An 18,208-nucleotide genomic window follows, 5' to 3' on the forward strand; every position below is an offset into this window, starting at 1 on the left:
CAATAGCGCTTTATCCATAAGCGCTGACAGCTATGAATTCAATAGTAAACAGCCTCTGCCGCGAAACCCGCCGCCTGCGCAGCAGCCCCTGGGACCTGGCCATGGTCACCTGGGTGCCACTTCTGGCCGTGGCACTGCTGTGGTGGATCTTCTCGGCCGGCCTGCCGCGCCACCTGCCCGTGGGCGTGGTGGACGACGACCACTCCAGCCTGTCGCGCCAACTGGTGCGCATGCTTGACGCCACGCCCGGCCTGCAAATCACGCAGCACTACGCCAACGCCGCCGAGGCCGAGCGCGCGTTGCGCGGCGTCGAGGTCTACGCCGTGGTCACCATCCCGCGCGACTTCGCGCGCACTGTGAAGGAAGGCCGCGCCGCACAGGTCACGTTGTTGCACAACGCACAGCTGGGCACCCATTCGGGCGTGCTGCAGCGCGACGTGCGCGCCGTGGTGGGCACCCTGTCGGCAGGCATCGAGATGGCCGCACGCAACAAACGCGGCGAAAACGCACAGGCCGTGCATGTGAGCATGGAACCCATCCACACGCAGATGGTGGCGCTGTTCAACGTGTCCACCAACTACGAGCAGTTTCTGGGCGCGGCGCTGATCCCGGCGCTGCTGCACATCCTGGCCATGACAGCCGGCGCCTGGGCTGTGGGGCGCGAGTTGCGCGACCGCACGCTGGGCGAATGGCTGGGCGCAGGGGGTCTCCTGCGCAATGGTGGCGCACTGCTGGGCAAGCTGGCCGCGCCATGGGTTTCGCTCACGCTGGTGGGGCTGCTGGCGCTGGTGGGCATTACCTGGGGGCGTGGCTGGTATCCGCCGGGCCACCTGGGCTGGGTGGCTGCAGCGTTGGCGCTGCTGATCGCCGTGTCGCTGGTAGCAGGCGCTGTATTGGCGGCCCTGACCCGGTCGCTGCGCACGGCGCTGTCGGGTGCAGGCTTTTTTGCGGCCCCTGCGTTTGCATTCAGCGGCGTGGCGTTTCCGCTGGCGGGCATGCCCGGCAGTGCGCGCGCCTGGGCCGAAGCCATGCCCTACACCCACTACATCCGCCTGCAGATCGAACAACTGCAGATGGGTGCGCCGCTGGCCACTAGCGCACCCACCATGGCTGCGCTGATCATCGCTACCGCCGTGCTGTGCCTGGTCGGTGCAGTGGCCCTTACCCTGGCCCACCGTCGCCCTGACACCTGGGGAGCCCGCTGATGAACACCATTGAAAAACCCATGCCGGTGTTGACACACTCTCACCCGGGCCTGGTGCGGGCATGGCTGCAAGCACTGGCCGCGGTGGTGCGCGACAAGGGCGTGCTGCTGCTGCTGATCGGTGCGCCCGTGCTCTACGGCTTTTTTTACCCCTGGTTCTACGCCGATGAGGTGCTCACCCGCGTGCCCGTGGCCGTGGTGGACATGGACCACACCAGCCTGTCGCGCCAGATCACCCGCTTTGCCGACGCCGACCCGCGCATCGAAGTGCTTTTGGTCACCGGCAGCGAACGCGAAGCACAAGAGGCCCTGTGGCGCGGCGAGATCGAGGGCTATGCACTCATCCCCGCGAACCTCAAGCGCAACGTGGTGCGCGGCGAAAGCGCCGTGGTCAGCATCCAGGCCAACGGCGCCTACGCGCTGCTCAACAAGGCCGTGCAGTACGGCTTTGCGGAAGCGGTGGGCACCGTCTCGGCCGGCGTCGAGATTCGCAAGCTGCAGGCCAGCGGCCAAAGCGCCCAGCAGGCCCGTGCCAGCCGGGCCCCGGTGCAGCTGCAAATGGTGGCGCTGTTCAACCCCACCGAGGGCTACGGCAGTTTTGTAGTGCCCGCCGTGGCGCTGCTCATCCTGCAACAGACCTTGCTGATGGGCGCAGCCATGCTGACCGGCACCTGGGTGGAAGCCGGTGAACACCGCGCCAGTGCCACCACCTGGCTGGGACGGCTGCTGGCGTTGTGCACGCTGGGCTGGGCCAGCGGGCTGTTTTATTTTGGCTGGATCTTTGTGCTGCACGACTACCCGCGCGGCGGCAACCCGCTGGGCGCGCTGGCGCTGCTGGCCTGCTATATCCCAGCCATCGCTTCGCTCGGCGCGTTGCTGGGGCTGTGGTTCGGCAACCGTGAACGCGCACTGCAGGTGCTGCTGTTCACCACACTGCCCATCGCGTTCGTCGCAGGCTTCTCGTGGCCGGTGGAGGCGCTGCCCGAGCCGCTGCAGTGGCTGCGCTGGCTGCTGCCCAGCACCTCGGGCGTGCAGGCGTCGCTGCGGCTCAACCAGTTGGGTGCGCCGCTGTCAGCCGCGTTGCCATATCTGTGTGCACTGGTGGCGCTGGGTACAACGTGCACAGTCGCAGTAATGGCCAAGGCAGGCCCTGCGCGCGCACCGTCGCGCGCGCCTCTCACTCACTGAGGGTGGGCCGCCGCCTGTTGCCTGGTGCGCAGGCTGACCGGGCCGCTGCGCGCCTCGATGGCCGCCTGCACCTCCTTGCGCAGGCCCAGGGCAAAGGCCCATTCAGCCACCACAAACAGCGGGCCCACGATCAGACCCACCAGGTCGTCCACGAACGCGGGCTTGCGGCCCTCGTAGTAATGGCCCACAAACTGGATCACCCAGCCCACGGCAAAGAGGCCGATGCCGGTGGCCAGCCACACCGCCAGGCTCTGCATCGCCACCCACTGCCCGCCCACCAGCATGGCTGCCAGCAGAGTCACCATGGCCAAGCCAAAACGCACGTCCAGCCGGAAGTAAAAGACGCTGGCCGCCAGCGCGCCGAACAGTGCCGGACTCACCCACAGCGCCCCCACCGTCCAGGTCGGGCGCGACAACAGGATGACGACGGCAAACATGATCATGGGAACGCCCACAAAATGGGTATGGATGTTGCGCGGGTCGCGGTGGTAGGCCGCGTACTGGGCCAGGTGGTCGATCAGGGTTTTCATGGGTGTCTCCTGTATTTGTTTTGCGCAGCATCAATACTCGCTCCAGGGGTGCGCCAGCGTCTGTCGTGCACACGACAAAAACCCAGCCGCACACCTCGCCCCGTCCACTCGCATCGCATGACCACTCCTACCACCTATCTGCCTGTCCTCCAGTCCGGCCGCTGGTTTGCCCACCTGCCGCCCGACTTGGCCGAGCCGCTGATTGCGATGGCGCAATTGCGCCACCTGCAGGCGGGCGAGGTGCTGTTTCGTCGCGGTGATGCCCCTTGTGGCCTGTATGCCGTGGTGCGCGGCGCGGTCAGCATCTCGGGCACCGGCGGGCGGGCCGACGAGGCGCGGGCGGCGCTGCTGATCCGGCTGGAGCCACCGCACTGGTTTGGCGAGATTTCGGTGTTTGACAACTCGGCGCGCACGCACGACGCGCAGGCCACCGAGGCGACCACGCTGGTGCACATCCCGCACGAGCGGTTGCAGCACTGGCTGCAGGCCCACCCGCAGCACTGGCATGCGCTGGCCCTGTTGCTCACCGACAAGCTGCGCTCGGCCTTTGTGGCCATGGAAGAACTCGCCCTGCTGCCCGCCCCGCAGCGCCTGGCACGCCGCCTGGTGATGATGGCCGAGGGCTACGGCCAATGGACGGCCGAGGGGCAGTCGCGCCGCGTGCTGTCCATCTCGCAAGAGCAGCTGTCACTGATGCTGGCGATCTCGCGCCAGACCACCAACCAGATCCTCAAGGACCTGGAATCGCGCCACCTGCTGCGCGTGCAGCGCGGCGAGGTGGAGATTCTGGACCTGGCTGCGCTGCGTGCCACCTGCCACTAAATTGCTACTATATTAATAGCTACTAGCGCATGTTCAATAAGCGCCATAGGCACTTTTTACTTAAATACTAAGCACACATTTCATTTCCGGGCAAAATAACGACCATGCAACTGAACTACATCGCCAACGCCTCGGTGCCATCTTCATCGGGCCGCACGATCCCCGTGATCGACCCGTCCGACGGCCAGCCCTTCGACGAGATCCAGCGCAGCAACGCCGACGATATCGACGCGGCGGTGCATGCGGCACGCCAGTGCTACCACGCGGTGTGGCAGAAGCTGGCACCGGTAGAGCGCGGCCGGTTGCTGCAAAAACTCTCCGCAAAAATTCTGGAGCATGCCGATGAGCTGACCGCGCTGGAGCAGCGCGACTGCGGCAAGCCCACCAAACAGGCGCGGGCCGACGCCATCGCGCTGGCGCGATACTTCGAGTTCTACGCGGGGGCCTGCGACAAGTTCCACGGCGAGACCATCCCCTACCCCGATGGCTACAGCGTGCTCACCTGGCGCGAGCCGCACGGCGTCACAGGCCATGTGATTCCCTGGAACTACCCCATGCAGATCTTTGGCCGCAGCGTGGGCGGTGCCCTGGCGGCGGGCAATGTGTGCGTGGTCAAACCGGCTGAAGACGCCTGCCTGTCGCTCATCCGCGTGGCGCAACTCGCGGCCGAGGTGGGGTTCCCCTCCGGCGCCCTGAACATCGTCACCGGTTACGGCCACGAGGTGGGCGACGCGCTGGCGCGCCACCCTGGCATCGACCACATCAGCTTCACCGGCAGCCCCACGATCGGCACGCTGATTCAGCAGGTGGCGGCCGAGCGCCACTGCCCCGTGACGCTGGAACTGGGCGGCAAAAGCCCCCAGATCATCTTTGCCGATGCCGATCTGGACGCCGCGATCCCCGTGGTCATCAACGCCATCGTGCAGAACGCCGGGCAGACCTGCTCGGCCGGCTCGCGTGTGCTGATCGACTCGCTGATTTACGAACCGCTGCTGGAGCGCCTGGGCAAGGCCTTTGACAAGCTGCGCGTCGGCCCCGCTGCCATGGACCTGGACGTGGGCCCGCTGATCCGCCAGACGCAGCAGCAGCGCGTGTGGGACTTTTTGTCGGACGCTCAAGTCGCAGGTATCCCGATGGTGGGCCAAGGTGTGGTGGTGGATGAAGCGCCCGAAACGGGCTACTACCAGGCACCCACCCTGCTGCGCGACGTGCCGGTGAACCACCGCCTGGCGCAAGAAGAAGTGTTTGGCCCCGTGCTGTGCGCGATGGCGTTTCAGGACGAGGACCACGCCGTGGAGCTGGCCAACGCCACGCAGTTTGGCCTGGTGGCGGGCATCTGGACGCGCGACGGCGCGCGCCAGTTCCGCATGGCCAAGCGCGTGCACAGTGGCCAGGTGTTCATCAACAACTACGGCGCTGCGGGCGGTGTGGAGTTGCCGTTTGGCGGCGTGAAGTCGAGCGGCTATGGCCGCGAAAAAGGCTTTGAGGCGCTGTACGGGTTCACCACGCTCAAGACCGTCGCCATCAAGTACGGCTGATCGTGCCTCGGTGGTGTCACGCCCGCGCGCGACGGCGCGGCCATGCACCGCTAACCTCTGATTCTTCTGCACGACGCCTCTTTTTTTTCCATGCCCCTGAGCCCCCCCGCCCCCCGCACCCTGAAACATGTCCGCAAGGTGAATTACCAGGGTTTTGAACGCGACGATGGCCTGTGGGACATCGAAGGCGAACTGCACGACAGCAAGGCCTACGACGCCACCTCTTTTCGCGACCCCACCCAACAACGCCTGGCGGGTGAGGCCATCCACCACATGTGGCTGCGGGTCACGGTCAACCGCCAATTGGTGGTGCAGGCGATCGATGTCGCCATGGACTCGCACCCGCTCAAAGGTTGCACGCAGGCACAGCAGGCACTGCAACAGATGGTGGGCTGCAGCATGGCGCGCGGCTGGCGCCATGCCATCCAGAAGCACCTGGGCGGCGTGGCCAGTTGCACCCACCTGCGCGAGCTGCTGTTCAACCTGGCCACGGCGGCCTTCCAGTCTGTGCCAGCCGTTTTTTCAGCGGCCAACCCGGACGAGCCGCCCCGCCACCTGGGCCAATGCACCGGGTGGGACTTCAATGGCAACGGCGTGAAGGAATACTTCCCGCAGTTCTATGGCCGGGTGCCGCAGGCGCCCGTGGCTGCTTCGGCAACCGGAGCCACGGGCACGCCGCCACCACCACAAAACCCAGAAATATCAGTCAAATCGACCTCTAGCGATTGATAGATAAGCGCTAGCAGCTATCAAATTTAATAAGCCACACACACCATACCGGAGACCCCATGCGCGCAAAGAACAAATCCATCATCGTCACCGGTGCCGGCAACGGCATTGGCGAAGGCATTGCCAAGCGCCTGGCCGCTGAAGGCGGCAAGGTCATCGTCAATGACATCAACGAAGCCGGAGGCCAGCGCGTGGTGGCCGAGATCACGGCCGCAGGCGGCGTCGCCGCCTTCTTCAAGGCCGACGTGACGAAGTCCGCCGACGTGAAGGCCATGGTCGATGAAGCTGTGCGCCTGTACGGTCAGCTCGACGTGGTGGTCAACAACGCAGGCTGGACCCACCGTAACCGCCCCATGCTCGAAGTGAGCGAGGACGAGTTCGACAAGGTGTACGCCATCAACATGAAGAGCATTTACCTGTCGGCCATCCACGCCGTGCCCGCCATGCGCGCAGCCGGTGGCGGCAGCTTCATCAACATCGCCTCCACGGCCGGCCTGCGCCCGCGCCCGGGCCTGACCTGGTACAACGGCTCCAAGGGCGCCGTCATCATCACCAGCAAGTCCATGGCGGCCGAGCTGGGCCCGGACAACATCCGCGTGAACTGCATCAACCCCGTGTTCAACCCCGACACCGGTCTGGCGGCCGAATTTGCCGGTGGCCCGGTGGACGACGCGCGCCGCGCCAAGTTCTTGGCCACCATCCCGCTGGGCCGATTCTCCACGGCACTCGACGTGGCCAACGCAGCGCTGTACCTGGCCAGCGACGAGGCTGCGTTCATCAGCGGCGTGTGTATTGAAGTGGACGGCGGCCGCTGCGTGTAGTCGTCACGCAACTGGCAACTGGCAACTGGCGCGCAACGCTACTGCGCCAGCGCACGGTCCGGCCGAGGGCCGCCTAGCCCAGCACCTCGCGCAGGGCTGTGTCGTACAGGCCGGTGAGCTTGTCCATCACCCCCAGCAGGCGTTCGCTGGTGGTGGCCACGGCGTTCAGCCCCGCATCATCGGCGGGGCGGCGCAAGGCCGATTCAAAAAACAGCCACTGCGAATCGGCCAGTTCCAGCTCGTTGCGGATGGCGGGGGTGGACACAGGCGCCGCCTTGAGCGTCTGCAGGGCCTGACGGAAATCCGCCGCATCTGATACCAGTTGCGCCTGCACCACCTTAGAGTCCACTTTGGCCGCGTTCAAGAAATAGTTCTTGGCCAGACGCTGCGACAACATGCGCTGGCGGCCCGCCAAATTGACCAGCCGCGCACTCGGGGCCTGCGCCATCTTCTCGATGGACTCGGTCACGGCCTGCGCAATCAGCAGCGTGCGGTCTGCCTGCTCAGAAGCCGCCACAACCAGCGTGGTCTGGGTTGCAGGCGCTGCGGTCAGCTGGTTGAGCAAGGCAAACTGCTTTTGCACCTCCGCCAACTGGCGCCCCACATCGGCCGGCCACTGCCCCGACTGGGTGCCCCGGGCCAGCTCCCCCGCACCCGACTGCACCATCTTGCGCGCCAGCCCCATCACATCCACCGCAGCGCCAGGCAACACCTGCAGGTACTGCTGGCAATAGGCCTTGGCCATGCGCTGTGAGAGGGCCCGAAACCAACCCGCATAGTTGATGGCCCCCGACAACCCCATCTGCGCCTGGGCACCTGTCGCCCACGTTGCCCAGGTGGGCAGCAGAATGCCTGCCGCCACCCATTGAACGGCCACCCGGCGCTGGCACGGCACGGCATCGGCAATAAATTCACGAACTGGCATGGGAATCCCCTGAAATCGGATCCCCCGATTGTTGCAACGCAGCAACCTGGCACCCATGCGCCATGTCAAAGATCGGTCAGCTCCATCCGGGGCAAGACTTGACCGCGATCAACTCCGGTTGCAGGGGTTTGGCCCCATCACGCAGGTGCATGCGGCAAAATCACGCCATGGCAGAACGTGTGATTCCTCTGGTGGACCAACGCATCGCCGCTCTGGCGGCGCGGGTACCCACGCACCCCGTGGCCCCCACAGGCCTGTTGACCGACACCCGCGGCCGCCCGCTGCGCGACCTGCGCATCAGCGTGACAGACCGCTGCAACTTCCGCTGCAACTACTGCATGCCCAAGGAAGTGTTCGACAAGGACTACCCTTACCTGCCCCATGGCGCACTGCTGAGTTTTGAAGAAATCACCCGTCTGGCGCGCCTGTTCCTCGCCCACGGCGTGCGCAAGATCCGACTGACCGGCGGCGAGCCTCTGCTGCGCAAGAACCTCGAAGAACTGGTGGCGCAACTGGCCCAGTTGCGCACGGTGGATGGCCTGGCGCCCGACCTCACACTCACCACCAACGGATCGCTGCTGGCGCGCAAGGCCCAGGCCTTGAAGGACGCCGGCCTGAACCGCGTGACCGTGAGCCTCGATGGCCTGGACGACGCGGTGTTTCGCCGCATGAACGATGTGGACTTTCCGGTGGCCGATGTGCTGGCAGGCATCGAGGCCGCGCACGCGGCGGGGCTGTCGCACATCAAGGTGAACATGGTGGTCAAGCGTGGCACCAACGACCACGAAATTTTGCCCATGGCGCGCCACTTTCGCGGCACGGGCACGACGCTGCGTTTCATCGAATACATGGACGTGGGCGCCACCAACGGCTGGCGCATGGACGAGGTGCTGCCGTCGGCCGAGCTGATCGCGCGCCTGCGCGCCGATCTGCCGCTGGTGCAACTCGACCCCAGCAGCCCCGGCGAAACCGCCGAGCGCTGGGGCTATGCCGACGCCGCTGGCCAGTACGACCCCGCTCTGGGCGAGGTGGGTGTCATCAGCAGCGTGACCCAGGCTTTTTGCCATGATTGCAACCGTGCGCGGCTGTCCACCGAGGGCAAGCTCTACCTGTGCCTGTTTGCCTCGGAAGGTTACGACCTGCGCACCCTGCTGCGCGGCGGCGCCAGTGACGAAGCGATTGCCTCGGCCATTGCGCCCATCTGGCAGCAGCGCGCCGACCGCTATTCGGAGCTGCGCAGCAGCCTGCCTGCCGACACCACACCAGGCGGCGCGCGCCGGGTGGAGATGAGCTACATCGGCGGGTAGCCGACGCGCCTCTTGCCCCCAGCCCCTGAGGCTTGGTACGAGGTATCGCTCCATCGGCGTCAGTGTCGCCACCAACTTTCAGAACAATCCCTATGACCCAAACCCAAGACATCACCGGCCTGGTCCTCGCCGGTGGCCGAGGCTCCCGCATGGGCGGCGTCGATAAAGGCCTGCAGAACTTTCGGGGCCTGCCGCTGGCACTGCACACGCTGATGCGGCTGCAGATGCAGACCGGCGCCAGCATGGTCAACGCCAATCGCAACCTCGCGGCCTACGAAGCGTTTGGCGCCCCGGTGTGGCCCGACGTGCTGGCCGACTACGCTGGGCCCCTCGCGGGTTTTCTGACGGGGCTGGAGCGTTGCGAAACACCCTGGCTGCTGACGGTCCCCTGCGACACCCCGCTGTTCCCGCTAGACCTGGCCACGCGCCTGGCGGCTGCCGCAGACGCACAAGGCGCCGACATCGCCATGGCCGCAGCGCCCGAAGACGATGGCACGGGCAGCACCACCGTGCGCACCCAGCCCGTGTTCTGCCTGTTGCGTGTGGATCTGCTTGAAAGCCTGGTCGCCTTCACCCAGGCGGGCGGCCGCAAAATCGACGCGTGGACGGGCCAGCACCGCTGCGCCATCGTGCCGTTTGACCAACCGGGCGATGACCCCAAGGCGTTTTTCAACGCCAATACGCTGGCCGAGTTGCACGCGCTGGAGAGCAGCAGCAACACGCCACAGGCCTGATCGGTCTCACTACCCGCATGAATACCAGCACGCACGCGGTCACGGGCGCAGTACAGATCCGCCCCCTGGTTGCCACGGACGCCGTCGCCTACAAAGCCTTGCGCGACGAGGCGCTGCGCACCGCGCCGGATGCTTTCACGTCCGACTACGAATCCTCGGTGGGCCGCGATGCGAGCGAGTATGTGGAGCGCTTTGGCACGCTGGCGTCAGGGCAGTTTTTTCTGGGTGCATTCGATGCCGCAGGGACATTGCTCGGCTGTGTCGGCTGTGAACGCGAGCAGCGCATCCAGCAACGGCACTGCGCCGTGGTGGTGGGCATGATGGTGTCGCCCCGTGCGCAGCGCCAGGGTATTGGCCAGCAACTGGTGGCCGCCTGTGTGCAAGCAGCCAGCCACGTACCTGGGCTGACCCAGCTCGTGCTGACGGTCACGGCCACCAACCCCCACGTTGTGCGCCTGTATGAACAGGCCGGATTCCGCGCCTGGGGCCTGCTGCCCCACGCTGTCGTGGTGAATGGCGTGGGTTTCGACAAGCTGCACATGGTGCGCCGGCTACCCGATTGATTCAAACACATTGAAACCCATGAAAACCATTGCCCAGATCGCCGCCGAACTGCAAGGCTACGACCCGCAGGCCCTGAGCGCCGCCGATGTCAACGCGTTTCTTGGACGGCTGGTAGAACCCGTCACCGCGACCGAAGAGCTGGGTATCTTCGACGCCCTGGGCCGCGTGCTGGCCCATGACGTGATCTCGCCCGTCAGCGTACCGCCGCACGACAACTCTGCCATGGACGGCTATGCCTTTGCAGGCGCGCAACTGGTCGCAGGCCAGCCCCTCACGCTGCGCGTGGTGGGCACGGCGCTGGCGGGCAAGGCCTGGGTGGGCACGGTGGCCGAGGGCGAATGCGTGAAGATCATGACCGGCGCGATCATGCCCACGGGCCTGGACACCGTGGTGCCGCAGGAGTTCACCACGGCCGCCGCAGCTGACGGGCACATCACCATCGCGGCCGATGTGCTCAAGACCGGCGACAACCGCCGCTTCAAGGGCGAAGACCTGATGGAGGGTAGCGTGGCGCTGGCCAAGGGCGCGCTGCTGGCGCCTGCTGCGCTGGGCCTGGTCGCCAGCCTGGGGCTGCCCACCGTGACCGTGTTCCGCCGCCTGCGCGTGGCGTATTTCTCTACCGGCGACGAGATCCTGAGCCTGGGCGAGCCTCCACGCGAAGGCGCGGTGTACGACAGCAACCGCTACACCGTCTTCGGTCTGCTTACCCGCCTGGGCGTGGAGGTGATCGACCTGGGCGTGGTGCGCGATGAACCCACCTTGCTGGAAGCTGCGTTTCGCAATGCGGCACAGCGCGCCGACGCCATCATCACCAGTGGCGGTGTGAGCGTGGGCGAGGCCGATCACACCCGCACCATGATGAAAAAACTGGGTGACGTGGCCTTCTGGCGTATCGCCATGCGCCCCGGACGCCCCATGGCCGTAGGCAGCATTGCAAGCACAGAAATTCAAGCCAAAACGGCCTCCAGCGCACATTCATCAAGCGCTAAAAGCTATCAAAATAATAGCAATCCATCTTCAGACGGCGCCGTGCTGTTCGGACTGCCCGGCAACCCCGTGGCCGTGATGGTGACGTTTCTCGCCTTTGTACGCCCCGCCCTGCTGCGCATGATGGGCAGCACGCACACCGCCCCGCCACTGCTGCGCGCCATCAGCACCGAGGCCATCCGCAAGAAGCCCGGCCGCACCGAATATCAGCGCGGCACGGTGACCACCGCTGCCGACGGCACGCTGCAGGTGCGCACCACGGGCAACCAGGGCTCAGGCGTGCTCAGCTCCATGGTGCAAGCCAACGGGCTCATCGTGCTGCACCACGGCCAGGGCAATGTGGCGGTGGGCGATGCGTTGGATGTGATGGTGTTTGACGGTGTGATCTGAGGAAGCCCATGCCCTACGCAGCCCAACATCTCGCCCAATCACCAACCCGCGATGAAATAGACCGCCTGCCCGGCGCCACGGTTCTCGAATTCGGCACGCCCTGGTGTGGTCACTGCCAGCGCGCGCAGCCCTTGATCGAAACCGTCTTGAAGGACCGCGCCGGGGTGGCCCATATCAAGGTCGAGGATGGCCCCGGCCAGCGCCTGGGTCGCAGCTTCGGCGTCAAGCTCTGGCCCACGCTGGTGTTCCTGAAGGAAGGGCAAGAGGTGGCACGGCTGGTGCGTCCGCAAGGCCGTGGCGAACTGGAGCAGGCGTTGGAGCAACTGCCAGGAGCATGAGCTGATCGCCGCCGCCACGGCGCTCCGGTGACGCGGTGCGGTCAGCGCAGCCGCCGGTGGTGCCGCTTGGTGAATGGTGCCCATTGCCCCCGGCCCTCCACCGCCACACCCACCGCCGGTAAAGGCGGCACCATGTGCCGTGCCACCCCGCCGCACAGCAGACCGCACAGGTAGCCTGCAAGCACATCGGCCGGGAAATGCACCCCTACGCCCACGCGCGACAACCCCACCCACACCACCCCTAGAACCAGTAGCGCCCGATACAGCCCCCGCCAGCGCACCTGCGGCGCGGGCCAGAACACCACGGCAACCAACATGGCAAACGTGGCGTGGCCACTGGGGAAACTGTGCAGAGACTCTGGCTCCATCAGGCGGTGCATGCGCTCGGGCGGCAGCACCATGAAGGGCCGTGGCATGTCAAAGCCCCACTTGAGCAGCGACACCAGCACCGCAGCCAGGCCATAGGCCAGGCCCAATGACAGCAACCACCGCCCCACCACACGCTGATGGGGCAGCCAAGCTGCAGGATGCCCCGGGGGTGTCCAGCGGTGCCAGGCCTGCACACCCAGCAGCGCAGCAAAAATCCATGCCGCATTGAAGAAACTGCCCAAGCGGCTGCCCGCCACCATAGCGGCATCCCATCCTGGGGCTTGCAAGCCGTTGAGCCAGTAAAACATCTGCAGGTTCACGCCGAACCAGTCATACAGAAAAGAAAAAGCGCCAGACGCCATGGCCGTCAGAGATGGAATGGGGACATGTCAAAAAACGCGCCGCAGCGACTTGCCCGCCACACTGAGTGCCCGCCGTCTTCACCACCAGCCATGGCCTAGAGGATTGGCGGCGACGGGCCCAGCGCCAGCGGCTGGCAACGCTACTTGGCCACGTACTCGGGGGCGTGGTGTGCCGCATCGGCGGGTTCGTCCACTGCCACCGCAGTATTGGCACCCGGCACGGCCTTGCGCGCAAACAGGGTGTACATGGTCGGCACCACAAAAATGGTGAGCAAGGTGCCCAACGACATGCCGCCCACGATCACCCAGCCAATCTGCATGCGGGTTTCGGCGCCCGCCCCTTTGGCCAGGGCCAGAGGGATGGCGCCGAGCACCATGGCACCGGTGGTCATCAGAATGGGTCGCAGGCGTTGCGCCGAGGCCTTGACGAGCGCATCCACCATCTCCATGCCCTGCTCACGCAGCTGGTTGGTGAACTCCACAATCAAGATGCCGTGTTTGGTGATCAGCCCCACCAGGGTGATCAGGCCGATCTGCGAATACACGTTGAGCGAGCCGCCACTCCACTTGAGGGCCAGCAGCGCACCAATCATCGACAACGGCACCGACACCATGATCACCAGCGGATCGATAAAACTCTCGAACTGCGCGGCCAGCACCAGGAAGATGAACACGAGCGCCAGCACAAACACCACGCCCAACGCCCCTTGCGAGTTCTTGAACTCCCGCGATGTGTCGTTGAGGTCTGTGGTGTAGCCGGGCTTGAGAACCTTGGTGGCGGTCTCGTTCATGAACGTGATGGCCTGGCCCAGCGAGTATTCGGACGACAGGTTGGCCGTGATGGTGGCCGAGCGGCGCTGGCCGAAGTGGTTCAGCTCGCGCGGGCTGACGCTCTCGCGCACCTTGACCAAACTGGACAAGGGAATCATGGAGTCGTTGCGGCCCCTGACATAGATGGTGTCGATGTTCTCAGGGGTGCTACGGCCCCGCGCCTCGGTCTGCACGATCACGTCATACTGCTCTGCGTCGCGCTTGTAGCGCGTGACCGTGCGGCCACCCAACATGGTTTCGATGGCCTTAGCCACCACTTCGACGCTCACACCCAGGTCGGCCGCGCGCTCGCGGTTGACCTCGATGCGCAGCTCGGGCTTGTTCAGGCGCAGGTCAACGTCGGGCGACACGATGCCAGGGTTCTGCGCAATCTCGGCCATGAACGCGGCCACCACCTTGCTCAGATTCTCGTAGCTGTCAGACGTCTGGATCACGTAGGTGAGCGGCCTCGAACGAAAGCCCTGGCCCAGCGATGGCGGCGTGATCAGAAACGCATTCACGCCCGGCAGGCCCGCCACCTTGGGTTGCAGCTCCTTGGCCAGGTCGAGCGTGGTGCGGTCGCGGCTCTCCCAATCCACCGTGCGGTAGATCACGCTGCCCTGGGCCACCGTGGGGTTGCCAATGTTGGCAAACACACGGTCGAACTCGGCGTAGGAATTGCCGATCTTTTCCAGCTCCAGCGCGTAGCGGTTGGTGTAATCCAGCGTAGCGCCATCGGGCGCGGTGACGCTGGCCAGGATGGTGCCGCGATCTTCCAGCGGCGAGAGCTCCTGGCGCATGGTCGGAAACACCAGCACCAGGGCCACACCACTGAGGACCATGACGCCCAGTACGATCCAGCGGGCCTGGAAAATGGCCCCACGCACCCCGCCGCGCTCTGCACCCTTGCCACCCCAGCGCGCCGTGACGATCCAGCGCAGCAGCCGACCATAGGCGTCCGAAAGTGCGGTGAGCCAGCGTTCCATGGAACGGTCAAACCAATTGGGTTGGGGGTTGTGCTTGAGCAGCAGCGAACACATCATGGGCGACAGCGTCAGCGCCACAAAGCCCGACACCACCACGGCACCGGCCAACGCCAACGCAAACTCGACAAACAAGCGCCCCGTGCGGCCCGGTGTGAACGCGAGCGGCGCGTACACCGCCACGAGCGTGAGTGTCATGGCCACGATGGCAAAACCGATCTCGCGAGCACCCTTGATGGCCGCCGAGAACGGGTCCAGCCCCTCCTCGATGTGGCGGTAGATGTTCTCCAGCATCACGATGGCATCGTCCACCACCAGCCCGATGGCCAGCACCAGCGCCAGCAGCGTGAGCGTGTTGATGGAAAAACCTGCCAAAGACATCAGTGCGAAACTGCCCACCAGGCTCACCGGGATGGTGATGATGGGAATGATGGACGCGCGCAAGGTGCGCAGAAACACGAAGATGACCAACGCCACCAGCACCACGGCTTCAATGATGGTGGAGTACACGCTCTTGATGGAACGGTCGATGAACAGGGAGTTGTCGTTGGCCACGTCAATGCCGATATCGGCAGGCAGGTCGGCCTTGAGCAGGGGCATCATGGCGCGCACGCCTTTTGCCAGTTCCAGCGGGTTGGCAGTGGCCTGGCGGATCACGCCCACCGAGATCGCATCGCGGCCATTGAGCCGCACCCGGCTGCGGTCGCTGGCCGGGCCCTCCTCCACCCGGGCCACATCCAGTATGCGCACCGGAAAGCCGTTGACGGTGCGAATCACGATGTTGGAAAACTGCGCAGGGGTTTTCAGATCGGTCTGCGAGGTCACGCTGAACTCACGCTGCTGCGATTCAATGCGGCCCGCAGGCAGCTCCAGGTTGTTGCGCCGGATGGCGTCTTCCACATCCTGGGTGGTGAGCCGGTAGCCCGCCAAACGCTCAGGGTCCAGCCACACACGCATGGCGTATTTGCGCTCCCCGTAGATCGGCACGTCGGCCACGCCCGTCACGGTCTGCAGGCGCGGCTTGACGATGCGGTTGACCAGGTCATTGATCTCCAGCGGGCTGCGCGTGTCGCTGCTGAAGGCCAGCCACATCACGGGGGACGCATCGGCCTCGACTTTCGCAATCACGGGCTCATCGACGGCGTCGGGCAGGCGGTTGCGCACGCGTGCGGTGCGGTCACGGACTTCGGCGGCGGCGTTGTCAGCATCCTTTTCAAGGCGAAAGCGCACGCTGATCTGGCTTTGTTCAGCCCGGCTGATGGAAGTGATCACATCCACCGCATCGATACCGGCGATGGAGTCTTCCAGTGGCTTCGTGACCTGTGATTCGATCACCTCGGCCGAGGCGCCCGCGTAGCGCACGCTGACGGTGACCACAGGCTCGTCGATCTTGGGGTATTCGCGCACCGAAAGGCGCGTGAAGCTCACGGCGCCAATCAGCAGCACCAGCAGCGACAACACAGTGGCAAAGACCGGTCGGCGGATCGAGATTTCAGCGAGTTGCATGGCAGTCCAGGGGCGTCAGGGTAGAGCGATGAGCAACCCGTCAGACGGGAGGACGATGGCCGCTGCGGGCGGATGGACCAGGAGTACCTGCGAGCTGGCAGGGGTTGGGCCCTGGCAGGGGTGCCATGGCAGCGCTGGCCATAGCAGCCACCGAAGCCGGTGCGATGGGCGAAGTGGGCGTTGCTGGCGCGGGGGCCGCAGGCGTGCCGCCGCTGACAACTCCCGATGCACCAGACGCTGGCGCATCGGCCACGCCCGGGGCATTGCCTCGCTGCCCGGAGGCTGCACGCGCGGGTGAAGGAGCCGTGCCGTTGCCTGGTTTGCCCAGTTCCACCACCCGCACTTCGGTGCCATCCTTGCGAATACGTTGCTGGCCTGCGCTAACCACCAGGTCCCCGGCGTTCAGACCTTCCACCACCTCAACCCAGCCCGGGGAGCGCGCACCCAGCTTGACAGGGGTGCGGCTGGTGACACGGGTGCCAGGCTCCTTGCCTTCCACGACCTTGAGCACGTAAGGACTGGTGCCATCCGGCACGATCGCTTCTTCCGGAATCACGCGCGCATCGCTGCGCTCCGAGAACACAGCTGTCACACGCGCGAACATGCCCGGCCGCAGTTGCAAGCGGCGGTTGTCAATGCAGCCGCGCACGGCAATGGCCCGTCCGTCGGTATCAATCTGCGGGCTGATGGCCTGCACCACGGCGGCGTAGCGCACACCCGGCAGCGCATCGAACGCCACCTGCGCCGTCTGGCCGGGGCGCACCTTGCTCTGAAGCCGCTCAGGCAGGCGGAAGTCCACGTACACGGCATCCAAATCTTCGATGTTGACGATGTCGGCCCCATCCTTGAGGTAATCGCCCACGTTCACACCGCGAATACCCGCGATGCCATCGAAGGGTGCCATGACCTTCAAACGCTGGGCCGTGGCCTGGGCCAGCGCCAGCTTGGCCTGCGCCACTTCGAGGTTGGCGGCACTTTCATCCACGGAGCGCTGGCTGATGAAGCCCTGGGCCACCAGTTCCTGGTTGCGCTTGTGGTTGGCCTGTGCAATCGACAGCTCTGCCTGGCTTTGCTGAACCTGGGCTCGGGGCAATTGGTCGTCGAACTGCACCAAGACCTGCCCACGCCGCACGCGCTGGCCATCACGGAAATTGAGCTGCGTGATACGGCCGCCCACCTCGGGCCGCAGCATCACGCTCTGGCGTGACCGCAGGCTACCCACGGCCTCGGCATCGTCACGCAATACCATTTGTCTCACGGAGACCACTTCCACTGCCACCGGGCGATTTGCCCCCCCAGGCGCCCCACCTTTGGCGGCGGGCGCCTCACTGCGCGCAGCGGGCGCTGGTTTTTGGAGCCACCAGGCGGCCCCAGACGCAACAGCAATGCCGATAGCCGCGAAAACGATGTATTTGTTCTTGGACGCCATGGATCAGTGAAACCAGGTGAAGTGGGGAGCGCAATCGAACAATGTATCAGTGCGTGTCTTGCGCTGCAGCAAACCCTGGCAAGACCCCAAGGACAAATTCGGCAGATTTACGCAGGCTTTACACGCCACCCAACAAAAAAGCCCCGAAGGGGCGGGTGGCGCCGAACCGCACGCTTTCGGTGCCTGATGCGCGGGATCTCCAGCGTGTCACCCGCGGCCGAGGGCCTTGTCCACACCCCGGTTGGCGAGCGCATCCGCGCGTTCATTGCCGGGGTCACCCGAGTGACCCTTCACCCAGCGCCACTCGATGCGATGGCCACCGGTACTGACCAGGGCATCCAGACGCTGCCACAGCTCCACGTTTTTGACCGGCTGCTTCGACGCGGTGCGCCAGCCCCTGGCCTTCCAGCCATGAATCCATTCGGTGATGCCCTTGCGCACATATTCGCTGTCCAGAAACAGCGTCACGGCGCAAGGGCGCTTGAGGGCCGCCAGTGCCTCGATCACCGCCATCAGTTCCATGCGGTTGTTGGTGGTGCCCAGCTCGCCGCCAAACAGCTCTTTTTCCGTCGGACCGGAGCGCAGCAGCACGCCCCATCCGCCAGGGCCCGGATTGCCCTTGCAGGCACCATCTGTATATATCTCTACCTGATTCAAACTGTGTTCCTGGTG

At 65.3% G+C, this 18,208-nt stretch carries 17 protein-coding genes; 11 read left to right on the forward strand and 6 right to left on the reverse strand.

Annotated elements, in window-relative coordinates; translation table 11 throughout:
- Positions 1–32 precede the first annotated feature (32 nt).
- Complete coding sequence (locus CLU85_RS13955; protein ID WP_100410781.1) at positions 33–1,205, forward strand: ABC transporter permease; 1,173 nt, start codon at positions 33–35, stop codon at positions 1,203–1,205.
- Positions 1,205–2,392, forward strand: a complete 1,188-nt coding sequence (locus tag CLU85_RS13960; protein ID WP_232727828.1) for an ABC transporter permease — start codon at positions 1,205–1,207, stop codon at positions 2,390–2,392. The genes CLU85_RS13955 and CLU85_RS13960 overlap by 1 nt, the downstream gene beginning before the upstream one ends.
- On the opposite strand, the gene CLU85_RS13965 is transcribed toward CLU85_RS13960, so the two are convergent.
- Complete coding sequence (locus CLU85_RS13965) at positions 2,386–2,922, reverse strand: DUF962 domain-containing protein (protein ID WP_100410782.1); 537 nt, start codon at positions 2,920–2,922, stop codon at positions 2,386–2,388. The two genes, CLU85_RS13960 and CLU85_RS13965, sit on opposite strands and share 7 nt — an antisense overlap.
- A 117-nt stretch (positions 2,923–3,039) precedes the next feature.
- Here CLU85_RS13965 and CLU85_RS13970 point away from each other — a divergent pair, with 117 nt between their 5' ends.
- The 4 genes from CLU85_RS13970 to CLU85_RS13985 all read left to right on the forward strand — a co-directional run bounded on the left by CLU85_RS13970 (position 3,040) and on the right by CLU85_RS13985 (position 6,832).
- Positions 3,040–3,744, forward strand: coding sequence for a Crp/Fnr family transcriptional regulator (locus CLU85_RS13970; protein ID WP_100410783.1), 705 nt, complete (start codon positions 3,040–3,042; stop codon positions 3,742–3,744).
- A 104-nt stretch (positions 3,745–3,848) separates the two neighbouring features.
- Positions 3,849–5,282: an aldehyde dehydrogenase family protein gene (locus CLU85_RS13975; protein ID WP_100410784.1), complete on the forward strand. Its 1,434-nt coding sequence runs from the start codon at positions 3,849–3,851 to the stop codon at positions 5,280–5,282.
- Positions 5,283–5,372: 90 nt separating this feature from the next.
- Positions 5,373–6,011, forward strand: coding sequence for a DUF2889 domain-containing protein (locus CLU85_RS13980; protein ID WP_232727829.1), 639 nt, complete (start codon positions 5,373–5,375; stop codon positions 6,009–6,011).
- Between the two features lie 59 nt (positions 6,012–6,070).
- Positions 6,071–6,832: an SDR family oxidoreductase gene (locus CLU85_RS13985; RefSeq protein ID WP_100410785.1), complete on the forward strand. Its 762-nt coding sequence runs from the start codon at positions 6,071–6,073 to the stop codon at positions 6,830–6,832.
- Positions 6,833–6,905: 73 nt separating this feature from the next.
- On the opposite strand, the gene CLU85_RS13990 is transcribed toward CLU85_RS13985, so the two are convergent.
- A complete protein-coding gene (locus CLU85_RS13990) occupies positions 6,906–7,757 on the reverse strand; it encodes a type IV pili methyl-accepting chemotaxis transducer N-terminal domain-containing protein (protein ID WP_100410786.1) in 852 nt (283 codons plus the stop codon).
- Positions 7,758–7,924: 167 nt separating this feature from the next.
- Here CLU85_RS13990 and moaA point away from each other — a divergent pair, with 167 nt between their 5' ends.
- The 5 genes from moaA to CLU85_RS14015 all read left to right on the forward strand — a co-directional run bounded on the left by moaA (position 7,925) and on the right by CLU85_RS14015 (position 12,077).
- Positions 7,925–9,064 carry a GTP 3',8-cyclase MoaA gene (moaA, locus tag CLU85_RS13995; protein ID WP_100410787.1) on the forward strand — a complete coding sequence of 380 codons (1,140 nt, stop codon included), beginning with the start codon at positions 7,925–7,927 and terminating at the stop codon, positions 9,062–9,064.
- 92 nt (positions 9,065–9,156) lie between these two features.
- A complete protein-coding gene (gene mobA / locus CLU85_RS14000) occupies positions 9,157–9,798 on the forward strand; it encodes a molybdenum cofactor guanylyltransferase MobA (protein ID WP_100410788.1) in 642 nt (213 codons plus the stop codon).
- 17 nt (positions 9,799–9,815) lie between these two features.
- The gene (locus CLU85_RS14005) at positions 9,816–10,361 is read left to right on the forward strand and encodes a GNAT family N-acetyltransferase (protein WP_100410789.1); all 546 of its coding nucleotides are present in this window, start codon (positions 9,816–9,818) and stop codon (positions 10,359–10,361) included.
- 19 nt (positions 10,362–10,380) lie between these two features.
- Positions 10,381–11,739: a molybdopterin molybdotransferase MoeA gene (locus tag CLU85_RS14010; protein WP_100410790.1), complete on the forward strand. Its 1,359-nt coding sequence runs from the start codon at positions 10,381–10,383 to the stop codon at positions 11,737–11,739.
- An 8-nt stretch (positions 11,740–11,747) separates the two neighbouring features.
- Complete coding sequence (locus CLU85_RS14015; protein ID WP_100410791.1) at positions 11,748–12,077, forward strand: thioredoxin family protein; 330 nt, start codon at positions 11,748–11,750, stop codon at positions 12,075–12,077.
- A gap of 41 nt (positions 12,078–12,118) precedes the next feature.
- Here CLU85_RS14015 and CLU85_RS14020 read toward each other — a convergent pair whose 3' ends face one another.
- From CLU85_RS14020 to rnhA, 4 genes are all read right to left on the reverse strand, one after another.
- The gene (locus CLU85_RS14020; protein WP_100410792.1) at positions 12,119–12,808 is read right to left on the reverse strand and encodes a phosphatase PAP2 family protein; all 690 of its coding nucleotides are present in this window, start codon (positions 12,806–12,808) and stop codon (positions 12,119–12,121) included.
- Between the two features lie 140 nt (positions 12,809–12,948).
- Complete coding sequence (locus tag CLU85_RS14025) at positions 12,949–16,107, reverse strand: efflux RND transporter permease subunit (protein WP_100410793.1); 3,159 nt, start codon at positions 16,105–16,107, stop codon at positions 12,949–12,951.
- Positions 16,108–16,147: 40 nt separating this feature from the next.
- Positions 16,148–17,536, reverse strand: coding sequence for an efflux RND transporter periplasmic adaptor subunit (locus tag CLU85_RS14030; RefSeq protein ID WP_100410794.1), 1,389 nt, complete (start codon positions 17,534–17,536; stop codon positions 16,148–16,150).
- 207 nt (positions 17,537–17,743) lie between these two features.
- Positions 17,744–18,193, reverse strand: coding sequence for a ribonuclease HI (rnhA, locus tag CLU85_RS14035; protein ID WP_100410795.1), 450 nt, complete (start codon positions 18,191–18,193; stop codon positions 17,744–17,746).
- Positions 18,194–18,208: the final 15 nt, after the last annotated feature.

The sequence above is a fragment of the Acidovorax sp. 69 genome (assembly GCF_002797445.1).
GTDB lineage: Bacteria > Pseudomonadota > Gammaproteobacteria > Burkholderiales > Burkholderiaceae_C > Acidovorax.